Below are 23,455 nucleotides of genomic sequence, written 5' to 3'. Positions count from 1 at the left end.
ACGGAAGCAAGATGCCCGAGCGGATTCGCCAGGGCGTGGGAGGGGCCGGACAACTACCTGGCGGCGGATGGTAGCATAGCGGCCTTCCCGCAGACCTCACCGCCCTGCGCCCTGATTTTGCGCTGTAATGGCGCCCCCGCTCCACCATGCTCAGCTACCGTCACGCCTTCCATGCCGGCAACCATGCCGATGTCCTCAAACACGCCGTCGTGGTGCAGCTGCTGGAGCACCTGACGCAGAAGGACAAGGCGTTCTGGTACATCGACACGCACGCCGGCGCCGGACTCTACGCGCTGGACCATGCCTATGCGCAGAAGAAGGCCGAGTTCGAAACCGGCATCTCACGCCTGTGGCAGGCCGAGGCCAGCGGCACCGTGCTGCCGCCGATGCTGGAGGAATACCTCGCGCAAGTCCGCGCGCTGAACCAGGACGGCAACCTGCGCCACTACCCCGGCTCGCCCTGGCTGGCCTGGCAGATGCTGCGCGAGCAGGACCGCCTGCGGCTGTTCGAGCTGCACAGCACCGAAATCCAGGTGCTGCGCGACAACTTCCGCGGTGCCGGCCGCCGCGTGATGCTGTATGACGGCGACGGCTTCGGCGGCATCAAGGCAATCCTGCCGCCGCCGCCGCGGCGCGCGCTGGTGCTGGTCGATCCTTCCTACGAAGACAAGCAGGACTACGCCCGCACGGTCCAGACCGTGCGCGACGGGCTGGAGCGCTTTGCCACCGGCGTCTACGCGGTCTGGTACCCGCAGGTGCAGCGGCGCGAATCGCTGCAGCTGCCGGTGCAGCTGAAGAGCCTGCCGCTCAAGAGCTGGCTGCATGTAGCGCTGACCGTCAGGCATCCGGTCGAGGGCGGCCTCGGCCTGCACGGCAGCGGCATGTTTATCGTCAACCCGCCGTGGCACCTGAAGGAATCGCTGCAGCAGGCCATGCCGGTGCTGGTCGATCTGCTCGGCCAGGACCGCGGCGCGAAGTTCACGCTGGAAGCCGAGGAGAGCTGAGGCGATCCTTGCCTACCGCGCCAGGGGGCCGCGCCGCGCCCGGCTGCGCGCCAGCCAGTCGAGCGCGCACCCGGCAGCCGCGCCGACACTGTCGGCCAGCAGGTCCAGCCAGTCCGCCTCGCGGTAGGCGGTCAGCCCCTGCAGCACCTCGATCAACCCGCCGTACGCCACCAGTGCCAGCAGCACAGCCAGGCCATCATGGCCGGCATAGGCGCGCCGTCCCAACACCGCCAGCACCACGAACGCCAGCATATGGTTGGTCTTGTCCCAGCCCGTGGTCGGCAGGGGCTGCGTTGGCGGCATCAGCGAGAGCACCAGCACGGCCGCCGCGCACGCCCAGAAGAGCAGGCGCCAGCGGAAAGCCGTCAGGTTCGGGACAAGGAGCGAAGGCATGGGCATGGGGTGGGCGCGGCGCCGCCATTGGTGACCCATCAATATATATCGCCCGCGTGCCTTCCCGGCAGGGCTGGATTCCCGGGGCGCCTTGCGCTACAATCCGCAGCCTCGTTGCGCTGCAGGCATGGGTCGACTCGACACCGGGCGCCGGCAGCGGCGGACAGATGAAAGGCGGGCAGTTCCAGCCGCCTTTTTTGCTTTCCTGTCCGGCGCGCGCCAACGAGCATCGCGGCCGCCCGCCCGGGCTGCGCCGCAAGGACCGCGAGGGTGGCGAAATTGGTAGACGCACCAGGTTTAGGTCCTGACGCCAGAAATGGTGTAGGGGTTCGAGTCCCCTCCCTCGCACCACCCGCCCTTTCTGTGGCGGACTGACCACATCCCGTATCGCCATCGACCTCTGCCTCACGGGGCGCAGATGCCGGCCATCCCAGCCGAAGCATCCCAATCCTTTCTCGCCGTTTTCGCCCGCGCTATCATTCAGTCGCACATATCGATATTCGATACGTTCGTATATTGGTGCAATATCCAGCCATCGTGGTGCAGCCGTCCCGGCGTTGGTGCCACACCTGGCCATGACCTCACCCCCGACTGCGGTCGGTTTCCCGCCGAACCATGCCATCCAAGCCTGGCCAACTGCCCTCGCCCGCCCCCGACCGCGACAACCCGTTGTTCAACCAGTCGCTGGAAAAAGGCCTCGAAGTCCTGCGCGCCTTCAACGGCGTCCATCGCACGCTGACGCTGGCGGAACTGGCCGCGCTTACCGGCATGAACAAGAGTTCGGCGCAGCGCACGGTCCATACGCTGGAGGCGCTGGGCTATGTCGACAAGCATCCGCAGACGCGCCGCTTCCGGCTGACGCCTCGGGTGATGGAGATCGGCTACAACTACCTGGCGGCCGACGCGCTGATCCCGGTGGCGAGTCCCTACCTCTCCCAGCTCGCCGCGGCCAGCGGCGAAACCGCCAACCTGACCGAGCCGGTAGGGCTGGACATGGTCTACGTGGCGCAGCTGATGACCGCCAAGCACATGCCGGTGCTGACGCCGGTGGGCATGCGCATCCCGATGTATTGCACCAGCTCGGGCCGGGCCTGGCTGAGTACGCTGCCGGACGGCCAGGTCATGGCGATGCTGGAACAGTCGGCGCGCGTGGCGCGCACCCCCGCGACGTTGACCGACGTAGACGCGATTTTCGAGCGGGTCGCGGCCTGCCGCCAGCTGGGCTATGCCTGCAACGAGGAGGAACTTTTTATCGGCGACATGGGTCTGGCCGCGCCCATCGTCAACAGCCAGGGCGTGGCCGTCGGCGCGGTGCACGTGTCGCCGCCGGCGAGCCGCTGGACCATGGCCGAGGCACAGAAAAAGCTGGCGCCGCTGGTGGTCGAATGCGCGTGGGCGATCTCGCGTTCCATTGCCCACTGAGACAAGCCGACGCGCCGGCAGCCTGCGCCGGGAGGAGTGGTAGAACACCCTAGTGTCAGCGGCTTTCGCGGACCGCTCCTGCGATCTATTCTGAAGATGGGGCGGCACTGCGAGCTTGCGCATGCTGCGCCAGTCCTGACCTCAGCCCCGATCGGAGGGCATATGAAATTTCCTGCTTTGCTGTTGGCAGCCACGATGACCGCTGGCTGGTCGTCGTTCGCACAAGCTGCCGGGTGCCAGTACGACATGCAGTGCAAAGGGGAGCGGATCTGCCAGCAAGGGCAGTGCGTTTTTCCCGACGCCGAAGAGACAGCGGAAGCCGGCGGGCCATCCCCGTTGCCGACGACCAAGCGAACGCCGGCGCCTCCGCCGCCGCGCGGATGCTGCACCGTGGCAGGAAAGCTGAAGCTCTCGCCGGCCGCGGCTTCGGACACCAGCCTGGTGATCGGCGACAACTGCCAGGGCATGACGAATTCAGGCAAGCCGGTGCCAGGCACGATCTGCAACTAGGCGCAGTGGGCTGGCCACGCCGGCCGCCGCCGCGTGCGGCCGGCGTGCTAGCGCGCGTGCGCGAGCATCGCCTGCAGCAGCACGTTGGCGCCGGCCTCGATATGCTCGGGCAGCGCGTCCTCCAGCTCGTTGTGGCTGATGCCGTCCGTGCATGGCACGAAGATCATGCCGGTCGGCGCGCGCCGGGCGACGTAGACCGCGTCGTGCCCGGCGCCACTGACCACTTCCATATGCGGCAGGCCGAGCGCCGCCGCCGCCCGCCGCACGCTGTCCACGCATTCCGGCGCGAATGCACACGGCTCGAACTTGACCACCTGGCGGATCCCGACCTCCACGCCGCCGGCCGCGGCGATGCCTTCGAACGCGGCATGCATGGCCACGTGCATGCGATCCAGTCCTGCCTGCAACAGGTTGCGGAAATCGACCGAGAACTCGACCCGACCCGGAATCACGTTGCGCGAGTTTGGCGCGACCTGCAGGTAGCCCACGGTGCCGCGCCCGTGCGGCGCCTCGTCGTGCGCGATCCGATTTACGGCGTCGACCATGCGCGCCGCGGCCAGCATCGCGTCGTGGCGCAGCGCCAGCGGCGTCGGGCCAGCGTGCGCGTCCATGCCAGTCACAATCACGTCGTACCATTGCTGCCCCAGCGCGCCTGAGACCACGCCGATCGGCAGGCCGGCGGCTTCCAGCACCGGCCCCTGCTCGATATGGGCCTCGAAGTAGGCCGCGAACATGCCGCCCGGCACCTCGCCCGCCGGCTGCGCGCCGCGATAGCTGATCGCTTCCAGCGCGCTGCCCACGCTCACGCCATCGAGATCAGTCTGCGCACGCGCGAACTCTGCATCGAACTCGCCCGCAAACACGCCCGAACCCATCATCACCGGCGTGAAGCGCGTGCCCTCCTCGTTGGTCCAGAACGCAACCTCCAGCGGCGCGCGCGTGGCGATGCCCAGGTCGTTGAGCGTGCGCATGACCTCCAGGCCTGCGAGCACGCCGAAGTTGCCGTCGAACTTGCCGCCCGAGGGCTGCGTGTCGATATGGCTGCCGGTGGCGACCGCGCGCGCGTGCGGGTCGGTGCCGGCGCGGCGCGCGAACACATTGCCAATCTCGTCGACGCGGACCTCGAGCCCCGCCTCGCGGCACCACTGCACGACCAGGTCGCGCCCCTTGCGGTCGGCGTCGGTCAGCGCGATGCGGCACACGCCGCCCTTGGGCGTGGCGCCGATGGCGGCGAGATCCATCAGCGATTGCCACAGGCGGGCGCCATTGATGCGGGGAAGGTGTAGCAGGTCCATGTCGGCTCGGTTGGGTCGGTTGCTCGGTTGGAGATGGGACCTCGTTCAGCAAGAAGCAGACCACCGGTTCCCGCTTCGATCCACACGTCCGATGTCATCGCAGTGGCACATGACTTGCTTTGCAGACATCCGTCCCTTCAAGCCAACCCAGGAGCAAGCCTGTGCACCACGATCAGTCCCCTCTCGCGAATGGCCTCAAGTCCGGTCACAAGTCCGGCCTCAAGTCCGCCGCCGTCATGAGTGCCGCTGCGCTGTCTCTGCTGGCGCTGCCCGGCGCCGCGCACGCCGACAAGGTGCTGCGCATCGGCATGACCGCGGCCGACATCCCGCGCACGCTCGGCCAGCCTGACCAGGGCTTCGAGGGCAACCGCTTCTCCGGCATCCCGATGTACGACGGCCTCACGCAGTGGGACCTGTCCAGGGGCAATGGGCCCAGCCTGCTGATCCCCGGGCTGGCCACCGAGTGGAAGGTCGACGCCGCCGACAAGACCAAGTGGGTGTTCAAGCTGCGCCCCGGCGTCAAGTTCCACGACGGCACGCCGTTCAACGCCGATGCCGTGGTGTGGAACGTCGGCAAGGTGCTGGACAAGAGCGCCAGACAGTTCGATCCCAGCCAGGTCGGCGTGACCGCCTCGCGCATGCCGACGCTGCGCACCGCGAAGAAGATCGACGACCTCACGGTCGAGCTGGTCACCTCCGAGCCGGATTCCTTCCTGCCCTACAACCTGACCAACCTGTTCATGGCTTCGCCCACGCAGTGGGAGAAGAAATTCGCCGCGGTGCCGGCCTCGGTCACCGATCCGGTCGAGCGCTCCAAGCAGGCGTGGGTGGCCTTTGCCGCCGACGCCGCCGGCACGGGTCCGTTCAGGATGAGCCGATTCGTGCCGCGCGAGCGCCTGGAAGTGGTGCGCAATGCGCAATACTGGGACGCGAAGCGCGTGCCGAAGATCGACAAGGTCGTGATGGTGCCGATGCCCGAGGCCAACGCCCGCACCGCCGCGCTGCTGTCGGGCCAGGTCGACTGGATCGAGGCACCGGCGCCTGATGCGATCGCCCAGATCAAGAGCCGCGGCTTCCAGGTCTACGCCAATGCGCAGCCGCATATGTGGCCGTGGCAGCTGTCGTTCACGCCCGGCTCGCCGTGGCTGGACAAGCGCGTGCGCCAGGCCGCCAACCTCTGCGTCAACCGCAGCGGGCTGAAGACGCTGCTGGGCGGCTACATGGCCGAGGCCAAGGGCATCGTCGAGTCCGGCAACCCGTGGTGGGGCAATCCCAAGTTCGACATCAAGTACGACCCGGCCGCCGCGCGCAAGCTGATGCAGGAGGCGGGCTACTCAGCCGGCAAGCCGGTCAAGGTCAAGGTACAGGTGTCGGCGTCGGGCTCCGGCCAGATGCAGCCGCTGCCGATGAACGAGTACGTGCAGCAGAACCTGAAGGAGTGCTTTATCGACGTCGACTTCGACGTGGTCGAGTGGAACACGCTCTTCACCAACTGGCGCGTCGGCGCCAAGGACGCCAGCGCGCACGGCGCCAATGCCATCAACGTCAGCTTCGCGGCGATGGATCCGTTCTTTGCCATGGTGCGCTTCGTCAGCACCAAGACGCAGCCGCCGGTCTCCAACAACTGGGGCTATTTCGGCAATGCCGAGTTCGACAAGCTGATCGAGAACGCGCGCACGTCCTTTGACGAGAAATCGCGCGACGCGGCGCTGGCCAGGCTGCATGCCCGCATCGTTGAGGAGTCGCCGTTCGTGCTGATCGCGCATGACGTCGGCCCGCGCGCGATCTCGAAGAAGGTCAAGGGCGTGGTGCAGCCGCAAAGCTGGTTTATCGATATCGCGACGATGTCGATGGACTGAGCGCGCAATTTCCCCGGACGCCGCGCGGCTGCCCTGTGCCGCCGCGCGGCCCGGCAATCCCGCCATGTCTGATCCGGCGTGACCGCGCGTTGCGCGCGCACGCCTCAACTTGCCGGACTCTCCCATGCAATACCTGTTCCGCCGCATCCTGTATGCCCTCCCGATCCTGCTCGGGGTGGCGCTGCTGTGCTTCTCGCTGGTCCATATCGCGCCGGGCGATCCGCTGGTGTCGGTGCTGCCGCCCGATGCCTCGGAAGAACTGCGCCGCCAGCTCTCCGCGCTCTACGGCTTCGACAAGCCCTTCCTTGAGCAATTCGTACACTGGCTCAGCCGTGCGCTGCAGGGAGACCTGGGCACTTCCATCGCCACCAGCCGGCCGGTCATGACAGAGGTTGGCGCCGCCGTGGTCAATTCGCTGCGGCTCGCGACCGTCGCCACGCTGATCGGCTTCAGCTTCGGCTGCCTGTTCGGCTTTGTCGCCGGCTACCTGCGCGATTCGGTGGCAGACCGCACCGCGTCGCTGCTGTCGGTGCTGGGCGTCAGCATCCCGCACTACTGGCTCGGCATGGTGCTGGTGATCGCGTTCTCGGTGTTGCTGGGCTGGCTGCCGGCGACCGGCGCCGGTCCGGGCGGCTCGGGCGACTGGGCGTGGGACTGGGAGCATATGCAGTACATGCTGCTGCCGGCGGTGACCATGTCGGTGATCCCGATGGGCATCGTCGCGCGCACGGTGCGTGCGCTGGTGGCGGAAATCCTCGCCAACGAGTTCATCGTCGGCCTGCGTGCGCGCGGCCTGTCTGATCTGGCCGTATTCCGCCACGTGGTGAAGAACGTGGCGCCGACCGCGCTGTCGGTGATGGGCCTGCAACTCGGCTACCTGCTGGGCGGCTCGATCCTGATCGAGACCGTGTTCTCCTGGCCCGGCACCGGCTTCCTGCTCAACGCCGCCATCTTCCAGCGCGATTTCCCGCTGCTGCAGGGCACCATCCTCGTGCTGGCGGTGTTCTTCGTGCTGCTCAACCTGCTGGTCGACGCGCTCCAGACGCTGTTCGACCCGCGTATCCAGCGCAGCTAGCGCAAAGGAGCCGCCATGGAAATGACGCTCGACAACTCGACCGCCGCGGCCGCGGTGCAGCGCTCGCCCGGTTACTGGGCCACGGTGGGCCGGCGCCTGCTGCGCAACAAGCTCGCCATGCTGGCCGCGCTGGTGCTCCTGGCGCTGGTGCTGATGGCGCTGTTCGCGCCGGTGCTGATGCCGGCCGACCCCTATGCCTCGTCCATCCTCAAGCGACTGAAGCCGATCGGCACCGAGCACTTTCCGCTGGGCACCGACGAGCTGGGGCGCGACATGCTGTCGCGGCTGATGCTGGGCGCGCGCCTGTCGCTGTTCATGGGCATTACGCCGGTGCTGCTGGCCTTTGTCATCGGCAGCGCGCTGGGCATCGTTGCCGGCTATGCCGGCGGATGGACCAATACCGTGATCATGCGGCTCACCGACATCCTGTACGCGTTCCCGTCGGTGCTGCTGGCGATCGCGCTGTCGGGCACGCTGGGCGCCGGCGTGGGCAACGCGCTGCTGTCGCTGACCATCGTCTTTATCCCGCAGATCGTGCGCGTGGCGGAAAGCGTCACAACCCAGGTGCGCAACCGCGAGTTCGTCGATGCCGCGCGCGCCTCGGGCGCCTCGTCGCTGACCATCGTGCGCGCGCATGTGCTCAACAACGTGCTCGGGCCGATCTTTGTCTACGCCACCAGCCTGATCTCGGTGGCGATGATCCTGGCCTCGGGCCTGTCCTTCCTCGGCCTCGGCGTCAAGCCGCCCGAGCCGGAGTGGGGCCTGATGCTCAATACGCTGCGCACGGCGATCTACACCCAGCCCTGGGTCGCCGCCCTGCCCGGCGCAATGATCTTCCTGACCTCGGTCTCGTTCAACCTGCTGGCCGACGGCATCCGCTCGGCCATGGAAATCAAGGACTGAACCATGCCAGCACTGATGCAGGCCCCTCCTCCCCCGGCCGGCCGCGACGTCGGCGGCCCGGCCCAGCCACTGGTGATCGCCCACCAGCTGGTCAAGCACTTCCCGATCAAGTCCGGCGTGCCGGGGCTGCGCAAGCGCGCCGCGTCGGTACGCGCCGTCGACGGCGTCAGCTTCGACGTGCTCAAGGGCGAGACCCTTGGCGTGGTCGGCGAGTCCGGCTGCGGCAAGTCCACCACCGCGCGCTTGCTGATGCAGCTCACCGGGCAGGACAGCGGCGAACTGATCTTCGACGCGCAGGGCGTGGGCTCGGCGCAGTTGCCGCTGAAGCAGTTCCGCAGCCAGGTGCAGATGGTGTTCCAGGACAGCTATTCGTCGCTGAACCCGCGCCTGACCATCGAGGAATCGATTGCCTTCACCCCGCGCGTGCATGGCGTGCCGGCGCGCGAGGCCACCGAGCGCGCGCGCTACCTGCTGCAGCGCGTCGGGCTGGAGCCGGCGCGCTTTGCCGGGCGCTATCCGCACGAGCTGTCGGGCGGGCAGCGCCAGCGCGTCAATATCGCCCGCGCGCTGGCGCTGCGCCCGCGGCTGGTGATCCTGGATGAGGCGGTGTCGGCGCTCGACAAGTCGGTGGAAGCGCAGGTGCTGAACCTGCTGCTCGACCTGAAGGCGGAGTTCGACCTGACCTATGTCTTTATCAGCCACGACCTCAATGTGATCCGCTACCTGTGCGACCGGGTGATGGTGATGTACCTGGGCAAGGTGGTGGAGATCGGCGATACCGAGACCATCTACCGCCGCCCGGCGCATCCGTACACGCGCGCGTTGCTGGCTTCCATGCCGTCGATGGACCCGGATCGCCGCACCGAGGTGGCGCCGCTGGCGGGCGACCCGCCCAACCCGATCAACCCGCCGTCCGGCTGCAGCTTCCACCCGCGCTGCGCCATGGCGCAGGACGTCTGCGCGCGGCGCGAGCCGCAGCTGACCGACGTGGTCGCCGGACATACGGTGTCCTGCCTGCTGGCCACCGCGCCCTGAGGAGCCCTCATGTCCGCAACCCCGCAAAACAACCCGCCCGGCGCGCCGATGATCTCGGTCCGCGACCTGCGCGTCACCTTCTCCGGCGGCGGCAAGACCATCCGTGCCGTCAACGGCGTCTCGCTCGACGTCGGCGCCGGCGAGGCGGTGGCCCTGATCGGCGAATCCGGCTCGGGCAAGAGCGTCACGCTGCGCGCGCTGATGCGCCTGCACCCGCCGCGCCGCACGCGCGTGGAAGGCCAGGTCCGTGTCGACGGCGCCGACGTCACGTCGCTGGACAAGCACGCGCTGTCGCGCCTGCGCGGAGGCACCATGGCGATGGTGTTCCAGGAGCCGCTGCTGGCGCTGGACCCCGTCTACACCGTCGGCCAGCAGATCGTCGAGTGCATCCGCACCCACGACAAGGTCTCAGCCGCCGAGGCGCGCGAGCGCGCACTGAAGGCGCTCGAGTCCGTGCGCATCCCCAGCCCGGAACGGCGCCTGGTCACCTATCCGCACGAGATGTCGGGCGGCATGCGCCAGCGCGCGATGATCGCGCTGGCGCTGTCGGCGCGCCCCAAGATCCTGCTGGCCGACGAGCCCACCACCGCGCTCGACGCCACCGTGCAGATCCAGGTGCTGATCCTCCTGCGCGAACTGCAGCGCGAGCTGGGCCTGTCCATCGTCTTCGTCACCCACGATATCGGCGCCGCGGTGGAGATCGCCGACCGTGTCGCCGTGATGTACGGCGGGCGCATCGTCGAGGAAGGTCCGATCCGCACCATCATGCGCGAGGCACGCCACCCGTACACCATCGCGCTGCTGCAAAGCCGCCAGCATGGCATGGAGCGCGGCCAGCGGTTGCAGACCATCGGCGGCGCCCCGCCCGACCTTGCCTCGCTGCCGCCCGGCTGCACCTTCGCGCCGCGCTGCGCGCATGCGCGGCCGGCATGCCTGGCCGAGGTGCCGCAACCGGTCATAGTCGGCTACGGCCATCGCGTGAGCTGCGTGCTGGCCACTGAGCCGGCGGTCGCCACGGCGGCATAAGCCTGCTGAACACCAACGTTTCCAGGATTCATCCATGACGCTTGCCACCCATCCCGCCCGCGCCTTCATGCCCTACCCCGGCGCCGCCGTCCCGCACGCCGCCAGCGGCCCGTTGCAGGGCCTGACCTTCGCCGTCAAGGACCTGTTCGACGTGGCCGGTTACCCGACCGGCGGCGGCAACCCGCACGTGCTGGCGCGCTCAGGCATCAAGACCACCACGGCGCCGGCCGTGCGGCGGCTGCTGGACGCCGGCGCCGCCTTCGTCGGCAAGACCCACACCGACGAGCTGGCCTTCTCGATGAACGGCCAGAACGCCCACTACGGCCGCCCGGTCAACGGCGCAGCGCCGGATCGCATCACCGGCGGCTCGTCGTCGGGCTCGGCCGCGGCCGTGTCCAACGGGCTGTGCGACTTTGCGCTAGGCTCCGACACCGGCGGCTCGGTGCGCGCACCGGCCAGCCACTGCGGCCTGTTCGGCATCCGGCCCACGCACGGGCGCATTTCGCTGGAGCGCTGCCTGCCGCTGTCCGAAAGCCTGGATACCTGCGGCTTCTTCGCGGGCGACATCGGCACCTTCGCGCGCGTGGCCAACGTGATGTTCGGCGCCGACCCGGCACCGCTGCCAACCACGCCGCGCTTGCTGATTGCGACCGACCTCTTCACCCAGCCGACGCCCGAGGCGCGCGAGGCGCTGGAGCCGGCCATCGCAAGGATCGAGGCCGCGCTCGGCAAGGCGTCGCCGGTGACGGCAGCCGACCGGCCGCTGTCCGAACTGTGGTGGGCATTCCGCTACGTGCAGGGATGGGAGGCGTGGCAGAGCGACGGCGCACTGATCGAGCAATATGGACTGGAGCTTGGCGCCGACGTCGCGGCGCGCTTCGCCTTCTCCAAGGCCGTCACGCGCACGCAACTGGAAGAAGCCAGCGCCGTGCGCCGCGACTTCACTGCGTACCTGGGCCGGCTGCTGGGCCAGGACGGCGTGCTGGTGCTGCCGACCATGCCTGATATCGCCCCGCTGCGCGCCGAGCCGATCGAGTCGCTGGAGACCTACCGCAACCTCGCCGCCCACACGCTGTGCCTGACGCCGCTGACCGGCTTCCCGCAACTGAGCCTGCCGCTGGCGGGCCGCGACGGCGCCCCGCTCGGCATCTCGCTACTCGGGCCCGCCGGCAGCGACCGCAGCCTGGTCGCGCTGGCCGAGGCTATCATGGCGAAACAGGCGTGAGTCAAACAAGGACGGAATATGGCCCGCATCCGCATCACCGCTGGCGGCTACAACTTTGTCGCCGAGACCAACCCCGACGCCCCAAAGACCGTCGAAGCCTTCCTCAAACTCCTGCCCTACCGCGAAAAGCTGATCCACGTGCGCTGGAGCGGAGAAGCCTGCTGGATCCCGTTGGGTGAGTTCCGGCTCGGCGTGGATTTCGAGAACCACACCAGCCATCCGTCCGTCGGCGACATCTTGTTCTACCCGGGCGGCTACAGCGAGACCGAGATCATCCTGGCCTACGGCAGCTGCTGCTTTGCCAGCAAGATGGGACAACTGGCCGGCAACCATTTCCTGACCGTGGTCGAGGGCAAGGAAAACCTGCGGGCGCTGGGAACGAAGGTGCTGTGGGAAGGCGCGCAGGATATCGAATTCGCGCTCGCGTGACGCTGACGTCTCGCAGCGGCGGATAAGCCGCTGAGCCAGGCCCACCCGCGTCAGGGGGGCCGCCGCTGGCCCGTGCCGCCAGCCCGTGCGGCGCTCCTACAATGCCCTCAACGCATCGGCGCGGCCCCGCCGCGCCGGCTGCCCTTGAGGAACCCAGCATGCCCCACGCCGGAGCGCGCCCCGCAGCGACATCCCCCGCACCTCCCGCCCATTCCGACAGCGTCGTTTCTACCGTCGCCCCGACCCGGCTCGTGCCACCGCGCGGCGCCCGCCCGCTGATGCCGCGCGAGGCGCTGCTGGCGCGCCTGACCGAAGCGCGCCGCCAGCGCTGCGTGGTGATCCAGGGTCCCGCCGGCTGCGCCAAGACAAGCACGCTGGTGGCGTGGCGGCAGGCATTGCTGAAGCTCGATTTCGACGTGGCATGGCTGTCGCTGGAGGCGGAGGACAACAACCTGGCAGCGTTCTTCAACGGACTGGTGGCCAGCCTCGCGACCGTGGACGCGGCCATCGTGCGCGATGCCTGGCTGCTGATGGGGCGCGATGGCAACCAGTCCGCGGCGGAGCACTGGGTAATCACACTGGTACGCGCCATTGCCGCCCGTAAGCGCGAATTGGTGCTGATGCTGGACGACGTCCACCACCTGGACGATCCCGGCGCGCTGCTGGCGCTGCGCTGGCTGATCGACTATGCGCCGCCGCAGCTCCATGTGGTGCTGGCATCGCACACCGCGCCGCCGCTGTCGCTGGCGCGGCTGCGCTCGCAAGGGCTGCTGTCCACTTTCGGGCTGGCCGACCTGCGTTTCTCGGCGCAGGAGTCGGCGCGCTTCCTGCAGGACCAGCTTGGCCGCATCGAGGCGCATGACGCCGGCCGCCTGCATGAACTGACCGACGGCTGGGCTGCGGGGCTGCAGCTCTTTGCCATCGACCTGAAGGGCAAGCGCGGCGGCGCCTACCGCCCGGTCGAGGTGCGCGACGCGCAGGCCTTTGCGCACTACTTCGAGCGCGAAGTGCTGGTTCGGCTGGACGTGGGCGACCTGCACCTGCTGACCCGCATGGCGGTCTGCCACCGCTTCTGTGGCGCGCTGTGCGCGACGCTGCTGGGCCGGCCCGACGCGGCCGCGGAGATCAACGCCCGGCTGACGCACCTGGCGAGCGATGACCTCTTTATCGCGCAGGTCGGCAATGCCCGCCACGGCGAAACCTGGTACCGGCTTCACCCGCTGCTGCGCGAAGTGCTGCTCGGCCGCCTGGACAAGCTGCCGCACGATGAACTGGCGACAATACATGCGGCGGCCTGGCAGTGGTTCCGTGCACATGGCGATATCGACGAAGCCGTGCGGCACGCCGTGCTCGCAGGTGACGCCAACGCGGCCGCGGAACTGGTGCACGGCTGCGCGCACAGCCTGCTGGCGCGCGGCGAACTGAGCCAGCTTGCGGCGCTGATGCGGCAACTTCCCGCCGAGCAGGTTCGGGCCCGCTTCGGCCTGCTCCTGGTGCAGGCCCACCTGCAGATGTACGCGGGCGACGTCGACGGCATGCATGACAGCCTGCAGCGGATGCAGGCCCAGCCCGAGCGCCTGGGTCCGCGCGAGCGCTACGCCATGGCGCTGCTGCGCGGCAGCATCGCTCTGCAGCGCGACGATTCCGACGGCGTGGCCATGCTGCTGCCCGAACTGCAGCGCATACCCGCCGGCGCCGACGACTTTACCCTGACCGGGCGCGGCAACATCCTGTCGTGGATGCACATCTTCCGCGGCGAATACGAGCTGGCCCGGCGCGTGATCGAAGACGGCGCCCCCTGCGACGGCGCCCCGCGCGGCACGCTGCTCGGGCGTTGCATGGGCGGCATGACCCACGCCGTCGAAGGCAAGGTGCTGGTGGCCGAGCGCGTGTTCCAGGAAGTGCTGACCGAGGCCGACCAGCGCGGACCCGCGTATGCCGGCGTCGCCTGCATGGCGGCGGCGTTGCTCGGCGAGACCCTGTATGAGCTTGACGATGTCGGCACCGCGGCCAGCCTGCTGGAGGCGCGCATGGACGTGCTGGGGCGCATCTCCATCCCCGACACCGTGCTGCGGGCGCTGCTGGCACTGTCCGGCAGCCGCTGGCTCGCGGGCGACCGCGCCGGCGCGCTGGCCCTGCTGGATTGTCTGGAGCGCTGCGGACAGCGCCGCCGTGCTGACCGGCTGGTCGCAGCCGCGCTGTACCAGCGCTCGCGCCGCCTGCTGGAAGACGGCAATATCGATGGGGCCGACGGCGCCCTGCTGCGGCTCGAAGCGCTGGCCGCCCGGCATGCCGGCGCGGTGCGCAGCACCGCCTGGGAAGTGCGCGTCCACGCCGACCTGGCACGCATCGGCATGTGCCTGCACCACAACGACTTCGACGGGGCGCTGTCGCGGCTGGAACCGCTGGCGGCGCTGTCCGAGGCCGGCGGGCGCTGGTCGCGCGTGGCCAGCGTGCGCGTGCTGATGGCGCTCGCGCACCACGGCCGCCGCGACGCCGCCGCGGCCCGCCGCCAACTGGTCGACGCGCTGCGCATCGGCCACCGCCACGGCCTGGTACGCAGCCTGCTCGACGCCTCGCCCCAGGTGCCGGCGATGCTGGCCGCACTTGCCGGCGACGACACCCTCGACCCGGTGCTGGCGTTCTACGCGCAGCGGCTGGTCGACGCCGCCGGGCCGGCCGCACGCGTTATCGCCGAGGCCCAGCCAGAAGTAGCGGCCCGCCTCGCCAGCCTCAGCGAGCGCGAGCAGGAGGTGCTGGGGCTGCTCGCCCAGGCCATGCCCAACAAGAAGATCGCGCGTATTCTCAATGTGTCGCTCGACACGGTGAAGTGGCACCTGCGCAACGTCTACGCCAAGCTCGAAGTCGCCGGCCGGGACGAAGCGGTTGCCCGGCTGCGCGATGCCGGGGCAACGCGCCAGCCCGCGCCCGCGCCATGACTGCCCACCCTACACCACCGGTGTAGGGACTTCCCGCGCGCCCCGCGCCAAACTGGTTCCATCGAGGCAGCGACACCGCTGCCGTCCACCAGTCAATTCGGGAGCCATCGATGGAAATCATTCGCACCGTCTACCGCGAAGACCACGAGATGTTCAGGGAAACGGCGCGCCGCTTCTTCGAGCGTGAATGCCTGCCGCGCCAGGCGGCCTGGGACCAGGCCGGCGTGGTCGACCGCGAGACCTGGCGCAAGGCCGGCCGCGAGGGTCTGCTGTGCGTCACCGTGCCGGAGGAGTACGGCGGCGGAGGCGGCGATTTCGGCCACTCCGCCGTGCTGGCCGAGGAATACCACCGCTCCGGCATTTCCGGGCCGAGCTTCTCGGTGCACTCGGATATCACCGCGCCCTACATCGTGCGCCTGGGCACCGAGGAACAGAAGCGCAAGTGGCTGCCCGAGATCTGCCGTGGCGAGAAGATCCTGGCCATCGCCATGACCGAGCCCGGCAGCGGCTCCGACCTGAAGTCGATCCGTACCACCGCCGTGCGCGACGGCGACGAATTCGTCATCAACGGCAGCAAGACCTTTATCTCCAACGGCCTGAATGCCGACATGGTCGTGGTGGTCTGCAAGACCGATCCGTCCGCGGGCGCCAAGGGCGTGAGCCTGATCATGGTGGAAGCCGACCGCGCGGGCTTCCGCCGCGGACGCAAGCTGGAGAAAGTGGGCCAGCACGCCGCCGATACCGCCGAGCTCTTCTTCGACAACGTGCGCGTGCCGGTCGGCAACCTGATCGGCAACGAGAACGGCGGCTTCATCCATCTGATGGAAGAACTGCCGCAGGAGCGCCTGATCATCGCCGTCTACTGCGCCGCCAAGCTGGAGCGCCAGCTCGAGCTGACGCTGCAGTACGTGAAGGACCGCCGCGCCTTCAACCAGACCGTGTGGGACTTCCAGAACACCAAGTTCAAGCTGGCCGACGTCAAGGCGCAGGCGGTGGCGGTGCGCACCATGGTCGACTACTACATCGGCAAGCACATGACCTGCAAGCTGTCGTTGCAGGAGGCTGCCATCGCCAAGCTGTTCGCCACTGAGACCATGTGGAAGTGCATCGACGACATGGTGCAGCTGCACGGCGGCTACGGCTACATGCTCGAATACCCGATCGCGCGCGCCTTTGTCGACATGCGCGTGACCCGCATCTTCGGCGGCACCAGCGAAGTGCTGCGCGACCTGATCGCGCGCAAGCTCTGAACCCACCCTCCTTACCCCTCCTTCAGGAACCATCATGAGCGAGAAAGTCCTGGTTGCCGGCGTCGGCATGATCCCTTTCGCCAAGCCCGGCGCGAGCCTGAGCTACACCGAAATGGGCGCCGAAGCCACACGCCGCGCGCTGGCCGACGCCGGCATCGGTTACGAGCACGTGCAGCAGGCGTTTGCCGGCTACGTCTACGGCGATTCGACCTGCGGGCAGACCGCGCTGTATGAAGTCGGCATGACCGGCATCCCCATCATCAACGTCAACAACAACTGCTCGACCGGCTCGACCGCGCTCTACCTGGCGCGCAAGGCGATCGAGTGCGGCGATGCCGACTGCGTGCTGGCGCTGGGCTTCGAGCAGATGCAGGCCGGCGCGCTGAAGTCGCACTGGGATGACCGTCCCGTCACGCGCGCCCGCTTCCAACCGATCATGCACGGCCTGACCGCCGACATGGCACACCTGCCGCAGGCGCTGCGCACCTTCGGCGGCGCCGGCCGCGAGCACATGCAGCGCTACGGCACCAGCATGGAGACCTTTGCCGCGGTGCGCGCCAAGGCCAGCCGCCACGCCGCCAACAACCCGCTGGCGCTGTTCCGCAAGGTCGTCAGCACCGAAGACGTAATGAACGACGTCGAGCTGCTGCCGGGCGTGATGACGCGCCTGATGGCCTGCCCGCCGACCTGCGGCGGTGCCGCGGCGATCCTGGTGTCCGAGCGCTTCGCCAGCAAGCACGGGCTGCGCACCGACGTGCAGATCGTGGCGCAGGCGCTCACCACCGATCCGCCCGCCTCGTTCGACCCGCCCTCGATGCTGAACTATGTCGGCACGCACATGACGCGCGCCGCCGCCAACAAGGTCTACGAGCAGGCCGGCATCGGCCCCGAGGATATCGACGTGTGCGAACTGCACGACTGCTTCGCCCACAACGAAGTGATCTCCTACGAGGCCCTCGGCTTCTGCCCCGAAGGCGGCGCCGAGAAGTTCGTGAGGGACGGCGACAACACCTACGGTGGCAAGGTAGTGGTCAACCCGTCGGGCGGCCTGCTCTCCAAGGGCCATCCGCTGGGCGCTACCGGACTGGCGCAGTGCTACGAGCTCACCCATCAGCTGCGCGGCACCGCCGAGCAGCGCCAGGTGCCGGACGTGAAGCTGGCCCTGCAGCACAACCTCGGCCTGGGCGGCGCCTGCGTGGTGACGCTGTACGGCAAGAACTGACCAGAAAAAAACGACGAGGCACGCCGCGTGCACCCCGGCACGCGGCAGCGCCCCGCAAGGAGACAGCTATGAAACGTTCCATCCTTTCCCGCGTGCTGGGCCTCGGCCTGGCGTGCTCGCTGCTGCTGCCGGCGCTGCCGGTGGGCGCCGCCGACAATTTCCCTTCGCGCCCGCTGCGCTTCATTGTCCCGCTGACGCAGGGCAGCGGCTCGGACACCGTGACCCGCGTCGTCGCCGAGCTGGTCGGCAAGGACCTGGGCCAGCCTGCCGTGGTCGAGAACCGTCCCGGCGGCGACACCGTGATCGCCGTGCAGAGCCTGCTCAACGCGCCCGCCGACGGCTACAGCATCCTGATGATCTCGCCCAGCGCGATGGTCATCAACCCGCTGGTCAATGACAAGCTGCCCTACGATCCGCGCGAGATCCGCCCGCTGGCCTCAGCGATCCGCGCCTCGGCCGTGCTGGTGACCGGCAGCCAATCGCCCTACAAGAGCTTTGCCGATGTGGTCAGCGCCGCGCGCAAGAAGCCTCACGCGCTCAGCATCGCCAACTACAGCTACCACTACCGCCTGGGCGCGCTGCAGCTGCAGCAGATGGCCGGCATCGACCTGAACCATATCCCGTACAAGGGCGCCGCGCAGGTGCAGACCGACGTGATGGGCGGTGCGCTCGACGTGGCCTTGCTGGACGTCGGCGGCGCGCTGCCGCTGCTGCGCGCCGGCAAGCTGCGCCCGCTGGCCGTGACCACCAGGACGCGCCACCCCGACCTGCCCGACGTGCCGACGCTGCACGAGAGCGGTGTGCCTAACTACGAGCTGTCGGTCTGGATCGGGTTCGGTGTCAGCAGCAAGACGCCCGAGCCGGTCGCGCAGAAGCTCGAGGCGGCGCTGCTGAAGGCGCTCCGCACGCAGGAATTCCGCAGTTTCGCCGCGCGCGCGGGCTATGCCGAAGTGCTGGCCGAGCCGGGCAAGCGCATGAGCGCGATGATCGCCTCGGAACGGGTGCGCTACGGCGAGCTGGTCAAGACCTACGACGTCAGCACGCGCTGAGCGCCGCGCTGCCCTGCACTACCAACCGAACAGGATTCACCATGTCACAGCTTTGCAAGGACCGCGTCGTCCTCATCACCGGCGCCGGCCGCGGCATCGGGCGCGAGTACGCGCTGGAATTCGCCCGCCAGGGCGCCAAGGTAGTGGTCAACGACCTGGGCGGGCGCGGCGACGGCGGCGGTGCCGCCAGCGGCCCGGCCCAGGAAGTGGTCGCCGAGATCCGCGCTGCCGGCGGCGAGGCCATCGCCAACTTTGACGACGTGGCCGACTGGGCCGGCGCCGGGCGCATGATCCGCGCCGCCATCGATACCTTCGGCGGCCTCGACGTGCTGGTCAACAATGCCGGCATCCTGCGCGACCGCACGCTGGTCAACATGACCGAGGAAGACTGGGACGCCGTCATCCGCGTGCACATGCGCGGCACCTTCGCGCCGTCGCGGCACGCGGCCGCCTACTGGCGCGAGGAATCCAAGGCCGGGCGCCAGCGCGCCGCGCGCCTGATCAACACCAGTTCGTCGTCGGGCCTGTACTGCAACCCCGGCCAGTCCAACTACGGCGCGGCCAAGGCCGGCATCGCCGCGATGTCGGTGATCGCCGCGCGCGAACTGGACCGTTACGGCGTCACCGTCAACGCGATCTACCCGACCGCCATGAGCCGGCTGACCGAGGACATCTTCGCCACGCGCCGCACCGAGTTCAGCGCCGGTGCCGCGCCCGGCTTCGATCCGCTCGATGCCGGCAACGTGGCGCCGCTGGTGGCGTGGCTGGGCAGCGTCGAATCCGGCGAGGTGACCGGGCGCGTGTTCGGCGTGCGCGGCGGCCGCATCACGGTCGCCGAAGGCTGGCATGCCGGCCCGCGCATCGAGCAGTCCGGACGCTGGGACGCCGCCGAGCTGGGCCGGCATATCCCGGCGCTGGTCCGGCAGGCGGCGGCCAACGCCGACACCTCGGGCGAAATCCCGTCCGCCTGAGACCGCACCTACCGAGCCGAGCCATGAACCCGACCCCCAAGTACCTGGGCGACCATGCCGCCCTGACCCCCGACAAGCCCGCCGCCATCAACGGCACCACTGGCGAGACCCTGAGCTACCGCGAGCTGGACCAGCGCTCGAACCGCTTTGCCCAGCACCTTTACGCGCTCGGCCTGCGCCGCGGCGACCATATCGCGATGGTGCTCGAGAACAATATGCGCTGCTTCGAGCTGTGCTGGGCTGCGTTGCGTTCCGGGCTGCTGATCACGCCCGTCAACCGCTTCCTGACCGCGCCCGAGGCCGCCTACCTGATCGAGGACAGCGAGGCGCAGGTGGTGGTGACCTCATACGCGATGCGCGAGCTGGCTGCCCAGCTGACGGACCTGATGCCGACCTGCCGCCGCCGGCTGATGCTGGACGGCACCATTCCCGGCTGGGACAGCTACGAGCAGGCCATCGCCGCGCACCCGGCCGAGCGCCTGGCCGAGGAATGGATGGGCGCGACCATGATCTACAGCTCCGGCACCACCGGCCGGCCCAAGGGCATCGTGCGCGCACAGCCGCAGGGCTATGTGACCGAAGGCTCGGGTTCGCCGCGCCGGGCGCAGTTCGTCCGCTATGGTTTCGATGCCGACACCATCTACCTGTCGCCAGCGCCGCTGTACCACACCGCACCGCTCGGCTACGGGCTGGAGACCCAGTTCGGCGGCGGCACGGTGGTCTTCATGGAGAAGTTCGATCCGGTCGAGGCGCTGCGCCTGATCGAACGCTACCGCGTCACCCACAGCCAGTGGGTTCCGACCATGTTCATCCGCATGCTCAAGCTGGAGCCGGCGCAGCGCGCCGCCTTCGACCTGTCCAGCCACCGCGTGGCGATCCACGCCGCCGCGCCCTGCCCGCAGGACATCAAGCGGCAGATGATCGACTGGTGGGGGCCGATCGTGCACGAGTACTACGCCGCCACCGAAGGCAACGGCGTGGCCACGCTCAACACCGAGGAATGGCTGGCGCACCCGGGTTCGGTCGGCAAGGCGCTGGTGGGCGTGCTGCATATCTGCGACGACGACGGCAACGAGCTGCCCTGCGGCGAGAGCGGCCTGGTGTACTTCGAGCGCGAGGTGCTGCCCTTCCATTACCACAAGGACGCGGACAAGACCCGCGCCGCCCAGCACCCGCGCCACCCAACCTGGACGTCCGTGGGCGATATCGGCCGGCTGGATGAAGACGGCTACCTGTACCTCACGGACCGCAAGGCCTTCATGATCATCTCCGGCGGGGTCAACATCTACCCGCAGGCGATCGAGGACGCGCTGGTCGTGCACCCCAGCGTCGGCGACGCCGCGGTGATCGGCGTGCCCAATGCGGAGATGGGTGAAGAGGTCAAGGCGATTGTCGAGCCGGCCGCCGGCATCGCGCCTTGCGCCGAACTGGCCGAGACCCTGCTCGAATACCTGCGCGGCAAGGTGGCCCGCTACATGGTGCCGCGCTCGATCGACTTCATCGACACCATGCCGCGCCTGCCGACCGGCAAGCTTTACAAGCAGTCGCTGCGCGACCGCTACTGGAAGCAGCAGTGAGCGCGCGGCCGATACCGCGCACCGAAGGGACCCAATCGCGGCGCATGCGCCCCTGCCTGCCGCCGACAAGGAGCAAGAAGTGAGCAACCTGCTGGACGCCTTCCGGCTGACCGCGCTGCCGCCGGCCGCGGAAGCCTTTCGCGCTGACGTGAAGCGCTTTCTGGACGAGAACCTGCCCGCCGCGACGGCCGATATCCGCGCGCGTTCCTGGCTGGGCTTCGATGCGGCATTCAGCCGGCGGCTGGCCGAACGCGGCTGGGTCGGCGTGACGCTGCCGGCCGGCTACGGCGGCGCCGGCATGGATGCCTGGCACCGCTTCGTGCTGGTGGAAGAACTGCTGGCCGCCGGCGCACCGGTGGCGGCGCACTGGGTTGCCGACCGCCAGAGCGGCCCGCTGATCCTGAAGTACGGCACGCCGGCGCAGAAGGACTTCTACCTGCCGCGCATCTGCAGCGGCAGCGCCTTCTTCTGCATCGGCATGAGCGAACCCAATTCGGGCTCGGACCTGGCCAGCGTGCGCACCCGCGCCACGCGCTGCGAAGACGGCTGGCGCCTGAGCGGGCGCAAGATCTGGACCACCAACGCGCATCACTGCCACTACATGATCGCGCTGGTGCGCTCCTCCGGGGTGCCGGAAGAGCGGCAGAAGGGACTGTCGCAGTTCATCATCGACCTGTCCGCGCCCGGCGTCACGGTGCGGCCGATCGTGGACCTGACCGGCGACGCGCATTTCTCGGAAGTCACCTTCGACGAGGTCTTCCTGCCGGACGGTGCGTTGATCGGCGCGGAAGGCAGCGGCTGGGAGCAGGTCACCGCCGAACTCGCCTTCGAGCGCAGCGGCCCGGAGCGGCTCTATTCCAGCATCGTGCTGGTGGACCGCTGGGTGCAGGCGCTGCGCGCCGGCCAGCCTGGCCACACTGATACCGCGCTGCTGGGCAGCTTCGTCGCGCAACTGGCCGCGCTGCGCAGCCTGTCGCTGGCGGTAACCGCGCGGCTGGTACAGGGAGAAAGCCCGGTGGTGGAAGCGGCACTGGTCAAGGACCTGGGCACGGAATTCGAGCAGTCGATCCCTGCCCTGCTGGAAGCCGTGATCAGCGCCGATCCCGGCACGGCGCCGGATCCCGAGCTGTACCGCACGGTGGCTTTCCTGAGCCAGATCTCGCCCACGTTCTCGCTGCGCGGCGGCACGCGCGAGGTCTTGCGCGGCATGATCGCGCGCGGTCTGGGCCTGCGCTGACCGAACCCAATCTGTGAGAGGGACATCATGTTCACCGAAGCAATCGAAGACATCCTGCGCGACCACGCCACGCCGGCCACGCTGCGCACCATCGAAGGCGGCGCGGCACCCGGCACGCTGTGGCCGGCGCTGGCCGACGCCGGCTTCCTGGAGCTGATGGCACCGGAATCCGCGGGCGGCGCGGGCCTGTCGCTGCCGGCCATCGGCCCCATCTTCACGGCCTTCGGCCGGCATGCGCTGCCGGTACCGGCGGCGCAGACCATCGCCGCACGGGCGCTGCTGGCGCCCACGGGCACGCAATCGCCAGCCGGCATGATCACGCTGGCCGGCCAGTGCGTGCGCGGCACCGACGGCACCATCACCGCGCCGCTGCTGCCCTTCGGCTCGCTGGCGGACTGGGTGCTGGCCAATGTGGAGGGCGGCATGCTGTTGCTCGACGCCAGGCTGGCACGACGCCAGCCGACCGGCGTGCGCGGCAGCCTGGTTGCCACGCTGAGCTGGGCCGCGCAGGACCTGCCCGGCCCGGTGGGCGACCACGGCGAGCGCGTGCGCGACTTCAGCGCCGCCATCCACGCGGCCGCCATCGCCGGCGCGATGGGGCGCGTATTCGACATGACGCTGCAGTACTGCAACGACCGCGCCCAGTTCGGCAAGTCGATCGGCAAGTTCCAGGCGGTGCAGCACCAGCTCAGCGTGATGGCGCAGCACGTGGCGGCGGCGGGCATCGCGGCGGAATTGGCCTTCGCCGGCGACCGCACCCTCCCCGCCCGCATGCCGGCGGCCATCGCCAAGGCCCGCACCAGCATGGCGGTGCCGCTGGTGGCCGCCACCGCGCATGCGCTGCACGGCGCCATCGGCGTGACCGAGGAATATGACCTGCAGCTCTATACCCGGCGCCTGCATGAATGGCGCATGGCGGACGGCTCAGAGGCGTACTGGAACCGGATCCTTGGCCAGTCGCTGCTGGCACAGCCAGGGAGCACCGTCACCGACTTCGTGCGCGAGACGCTCTGCGCCTGACACCCTCACGCCAC

The 23,455-nt window shown here is 69.0% G+C and carries 20 protein-coding genes and 1 tRNA gene; 19 read left to right on the top strand and 2 right to left on the bottom strand.

What is annotated here, in order from left to right:
- Positions 1-146: 146 nt before the first annotated feature.
- Positions 147-1,004: a 23S rRNA (adenine(2030)-N(6))-methyltransferase RlmJ gene (locus AC10V3_RS07800; protein ID WP_490923457.1), complete on the top strand. Its 858-nt coding sequence runs from the start codon at positions 147-149 to the stop codon at positions 1,002-1,004.
- Between the two features lie 12 nt (positions 1,005-1,016).
- Here the strand turns inward: AC10V3_RS07800 and AC10V3_RS07795 are convergent, their stop codons facing one another.
- Complete coding sequence (locus tag AC10V3_RS07795) at positions 1,017-1,397, bottom strand: VanZ family protein (RefSeq protein WP_490923455.1); 381 nt, start codon at positions 1,395-1,397, stop codon at positions 1,017-1,019.
- Between the two features lie 264 nt (positions 1,398-1,661).
- Between AC10V3_RS07795 and AC10V3_RS07790 the strand changes: the two genes are divergently transcribed.
- The 3 genes from AC10V3_RS07790 to AC10V3_RS07780 all read left to right on the top strand — a co-directional run bounded on the left by AC10V3_RS07790 (position 1,662) and on the right by AC10V3_RS07780 (position 3,329).
- Positions 1,662-1,748: transfer RNA gene (locus AC10V3_RS07790), tRNA-Leu, on the top strand.
- A gap of 264 nt (positions 1,749-2,012) precedes the next feature.
- Complete coding sequence (locus tag AC10V3_RS07785) at positions 2,013-2,819, top strand: IclR family transcriptional regulator (RefSeq protein ID WP_349604621.1); 807 nt, start codon at positions 2,013-2,015, stop codon at positions 2,817-2,819.
- 162 nt (positions 2,820-2,981) lie between these two features.
- Positions 2,982-3,329 (top strand): hypothetical protein, encoded by a 348-nt coding sequence (locus AC10V3_RS07780; RefSeq protein WP_022534546.1) that lies wholly within the window; start codon positions 2,982-2,984, stop codon positions 3,327-3,329.
- 47 nt (positions 3,330-3,376) lie between these two features.
- On the opposite strand, the gene AC10V3_RS07775 is transcribed toward AC10V3_RS07780, so the two are convergent.
- A complete protein-coding gene (locus AC10V3_RS07775; protein ID WP_490923453.1) occupies positions 3,377-4,624 on the bottom strand; it encodes a Zn-dependent hydrolase in 1,248 nt (415 codons plus the stop codon).
- A 236-nt stretch (positions 4,625-4,860) separates the two neighbouring features.
- On the opposite strand from AC10V3_RS07775, the gene AC10V3_RS07770 reads away from it, so the two are divergent.
- The 15 genes from AC10V3_RS07770 (at position 4,861) to AC10V3_RS07700 (ending at position 23,441) form a co-directional block, all read left to right on the top strand.
- Positions 4,861-6,483, top strand: coding sequence for an ABC transporter substrate-binding protein (locus AC10V3_RS07770; RefSeq protein WP_349604719.1), 1,623 nt, complete (start codon positions 4,861-4,863; stop codon positions 6,481-6,483).
- A gap of 124 nt (positions 6,484-6,607) precedes the next feature.
- Positions 6,608-7,558: an ABC transporter permease gene (locus AC10V3_RS07765; protein WP_022534543.1), complete on the top strand. Its 951-nt coding sequence runs from the start codon at positions 6,608-6,610 to the stop codon at positions 7,556-7,558.
- A gap of 15 nt (positions 7,559-7,573) precedes the next feature.
- Positions 7,574-8,461, top strand: coding sequence for an ABC transporter permease (locus AC10V3_RS07760; protein WP_022534542.1), 888 nt, complete (start codon positions 7,574-7,576; stop codon positions 8,459-8,461).
- A gap of 3 nt (positions 8,462-8,464) precedes the next feature.
- Positions 8,465-9,496, top strand: coding sequence for an ABC transporter ATP-binding protein (locus tag AC10V3_RS07755; protein ID WP_349604627.1), 1,032 nt, complete (start codon positions 8,465-8,467; stop codon positions 9,494-9,496).
- 9 nt (positions 9,497-9,505) lie between these two features.
- The gene (locus AC10V3_RS07750; protein ID WP_454751803.1) at positions 9,506-10,522 is read left to right on the top strand and encodes an ABC transporter ATP-binding protein; all 1,017 of its coding nucleotides are present in this window, start codon (positions 9,506-9,508) and stop codon (positions 10,520-10,522) included.
- Positions 10,523-10,556: 34 nt separating this feature from the next.
- Positions 10,557-11,747, top strand: a complete 1,191-nt coding sequence (locus AC10V3_RS07745) for an amidase (RefSeq protein ID WP_022534539.1) — start codon at positions 10,557-10,559, stop codon at positions 11,745-11,747.
- 18 nt (positions 11,748-11,765) lie between these two features.
- Positions 11,766-12,176, top strand: a complete 411-nt coding sequence (locus AC10V3_RS07740; protein WP_022534538.1) for a DUF3830 family protein — start codon at positions 11,766-11,768, stop codon at positions 12,174-12,176.
- Between the two features lie 158 nt (positions 12,177-12,334).
- Positions 12,335-15,115: a winged helix-turn-helix domain-containing protein gene (locus AC10V3_RS07735; RefSeq protein WP_490923451.1), complete on the top strand. Its 2,781-nt coding sequence runs from the start codon at positions 12,335-12,337 to the stop codon at positions 15,113-15,115.
- 110 nt (positions 15,116-15,225) lie between these two features.
- Complete coding sequence (locus tag AC10V3_RS07730; RefSeq protein WP_022534536.1) at positions 15,226-16,365, top strand: acyl-CoA dehydrogenase family protein; 1,140 nt, start codon at positions 15,226-15,228, stop codon at positions 16,363-16,365.
- A gap of 34 nt (positions 16,366-16,399) precedes the next feature.
- Entirely contained in the window at positions 16,400-17,587 is a 1,188-nt protein-coding gene (locus tag AC10V3_RS07725; RefSeq protein ID WP_022534535.1) for a lipid-transfer protein, read from the top strand.
- A 68-nt stretch (positions 17,588-17,655) separates the two neighbouring features.
- Positions 17,656-18,636 (top strand): Bug family tripartite tricarboxylate transporter substrate binding protein, encoded by a 981-nt coding sequence (locus AC10V3_RS07720; protein ID WP_022534534.1) that lies wholly within the window; start codon positions 17,656-17,658, stop codon positions 18,634-18,636.
- Positions 18,637-18,677: 41 nt separating this feature from the next.
- Positions 18,678-19,607 carry an SDR family oxidoreductase gene (locus AC10V3_RS07715; RefSeq protein WP_349604635.1) on the top strand — a complete coding sequence of 310 codons (930 nt, stop codon included), beginning with the start codon at positions 18,678-18,680 and terminating at the stop codon, positions 19,605-19,607.
- 23 nt (positions 19,608-19,630) lie between these two features.
- The gene (locus AC10V3_RS07710) at positions 19,631-21,184 is read left to right on the top strand and encodes an acyl-CoA synthetase (protein WP_349604638.1); all 1,554 of its coding nucleotides are present in this window, start codon (positions 19,631-19,633) and stop codon (positions 21,182-21,184) included.
- A 79-nt stretch (positions 21,185-21,263) separates the two neighbouring features.
- Positions 21,264-22,421, top strand: coding sequence for an acyl-CoA dehydrogenase family protein (locus tag AC10V3_RS07705; RefSeq protein WP_349604641.1), 1,158 nt, complete (start codon positions 21,264-21,266; stop codon positions 22,419-22,421).
- Between the two features lie 27 nt (positions 22,422-22,448).
- Positions 22,449-23,441, top strand: coding sequence for an acyl-CoA dehydrogenase family protein (locus tag AC10V3_RS07700; RefSeq protein ID WP_022534530.1), 993 nt, complete (start codon positions 22,449-22,451; stop codon positions 23,439-23,441).
- Positions 23,442-23,455 lie beyond the last annotated feature (14 nt).

It is taken from the genome of Cupriavidus sp. PB-02 (assembly GCF_058252315.1).
The sequence above is the reverse complement of the archived record's forward strand: the minus strand, read 5'-3'. Positions and strand labels throughout refer to the sequence as shown.

Bases quoted from the DNA above. Each gene is read 5' to 3' on its own strand.
- AC10V3_RS07715 (WP_349604635.1), top strand. From the start codon at position 18,678: ATGTCACAGCTTTGCAAGGACCGCGTCGTCCTCATCACCGGCGCCGGC.
- AC10V3_RS07745 (WP_022534539.1), top strand. From the start codon at position 10,557: ATGACGCTTGCCACCCATCCCGCCCGCGCCTTCATGCCCTACCCCGGC.
- AC10V3_RS07770 (WP_349604719.1), top strand. From the start codon at position 4,861: ATGAGTGCCGCTGCGCTGTCTCTGCTGGCGCTGCCCGGCGCCGCGCAC.
- AC10V3_RS07760 (WP_022534542.1), top strand. From the start codon at position 7,574: ATGGAAATGACGCTCGACAACTCGACCGCCGCGGCCGCGGTGCAGCGC.
- AC10V3_RS07775 (WP_490923453.1), bottom strand. From the start codon at position 4,624: ATGGACCTGCTACACCTTCCCCGCATCAATGGCGCCCGCCTGTGGCAA.
- AC10V3_RS07735 (WP_490923451.1), top strand. From the start codon at position 12,335: ATGCCCCACGCCGGAGCGCGCCCCGCAGCGACATCCCCCGCACCTCCC.
- AC10V3_RS07750 (WP_454751803.1), top strand. From the start codon at position 9,506: ATGTCCGCAACCCCGCAAAACAACCCGCCCGGCGCGCCGATGATCTCG.
- AC10V3_RS07700 (WP_022534530.1), top strand. From the start codon at position 22,449: ATGTTCACCGAAGCAATCGAAGACATCCTGCGCGACCACGCCACGCCG.
- AC10V3_RS07755 (WP_349604627.1), top strand. From the start codon at position 8,465: ATGCCAGCACTGATGCAGGCCCCTCCTCCCCCGGCCGGCCGCGACGTC.
- AC10V3_RS07780 (WP_022534546.1), top strand. From the start codon at position 2,982: ATGAAATTTCCTGCTTTGCTGTTGGCAGCCACGATGACCGCTGGCTGG.
- AC10V3_RS07765 (WP_022534543.1), top strand. From the start codon at position 6,608: ATGCAATACCTGTTCCGCCGCATCCTGTATGCCCTCCCGATCCTGCTC.
- AC10V3_RS07730 (WP_022534536.1), top strand. From the start codon at position 15,226: ATGGAAATCATTCGCACCGTCTACCGCGAAGACCACGAGATGTTCAGG.
- AC10V3_RS07785 (WP_349604621.1), top strand. From the start codon at position 2,013: ATGCCATCCAAGCCTGGCCAACTGCCCTCGCCCGCCCCCGACCGCGAC.
- AC10V3_RS07800 (WP_490923457.1), top strand. From the start codon at position 147: ATGCTCAGCTACCGTCACGCCTTCCATGCCGGCAACCATGCCGATGTC.
- AC10V3_RS07725 (WP_022534535.1), top strand. From the start codon at position 16,400: ATGAGCGAGAAAGTCCTGGTTGCCGGCGTCGGCATGATCCCTTTCGCC.
- AC10V3_RS07740 (WP_022534538.1), top strand. From the start codon at position 11,766: ATGGCCCGCATCCGCATCACCGCTGGCGGCTACAACTTTGTCGCCGAG.
- AC10V3_RS07795 (WP_490923455.1), bottom strand. From the start codon at position 1,397: ATGCCTTCGCTCCTTGTCCCGAACCTGACGGCTTTCCGCTGGCGCCTG.
- AC10V3_RS07720 (WP_022534534.1), top strand. From the start codon at position 17,656: ATGAAACGTTCCATCCTTTCCCGCGTGCTGGGCCTCGGCCTGGCGTGC.
- AC10V3_RS07710 (WP_349604638.1), top strand. From the start codon at position 19,631: ATGAACCCGACCCCCAAGTACCTGGGCGACCATGCCGCCCTGACCCCC.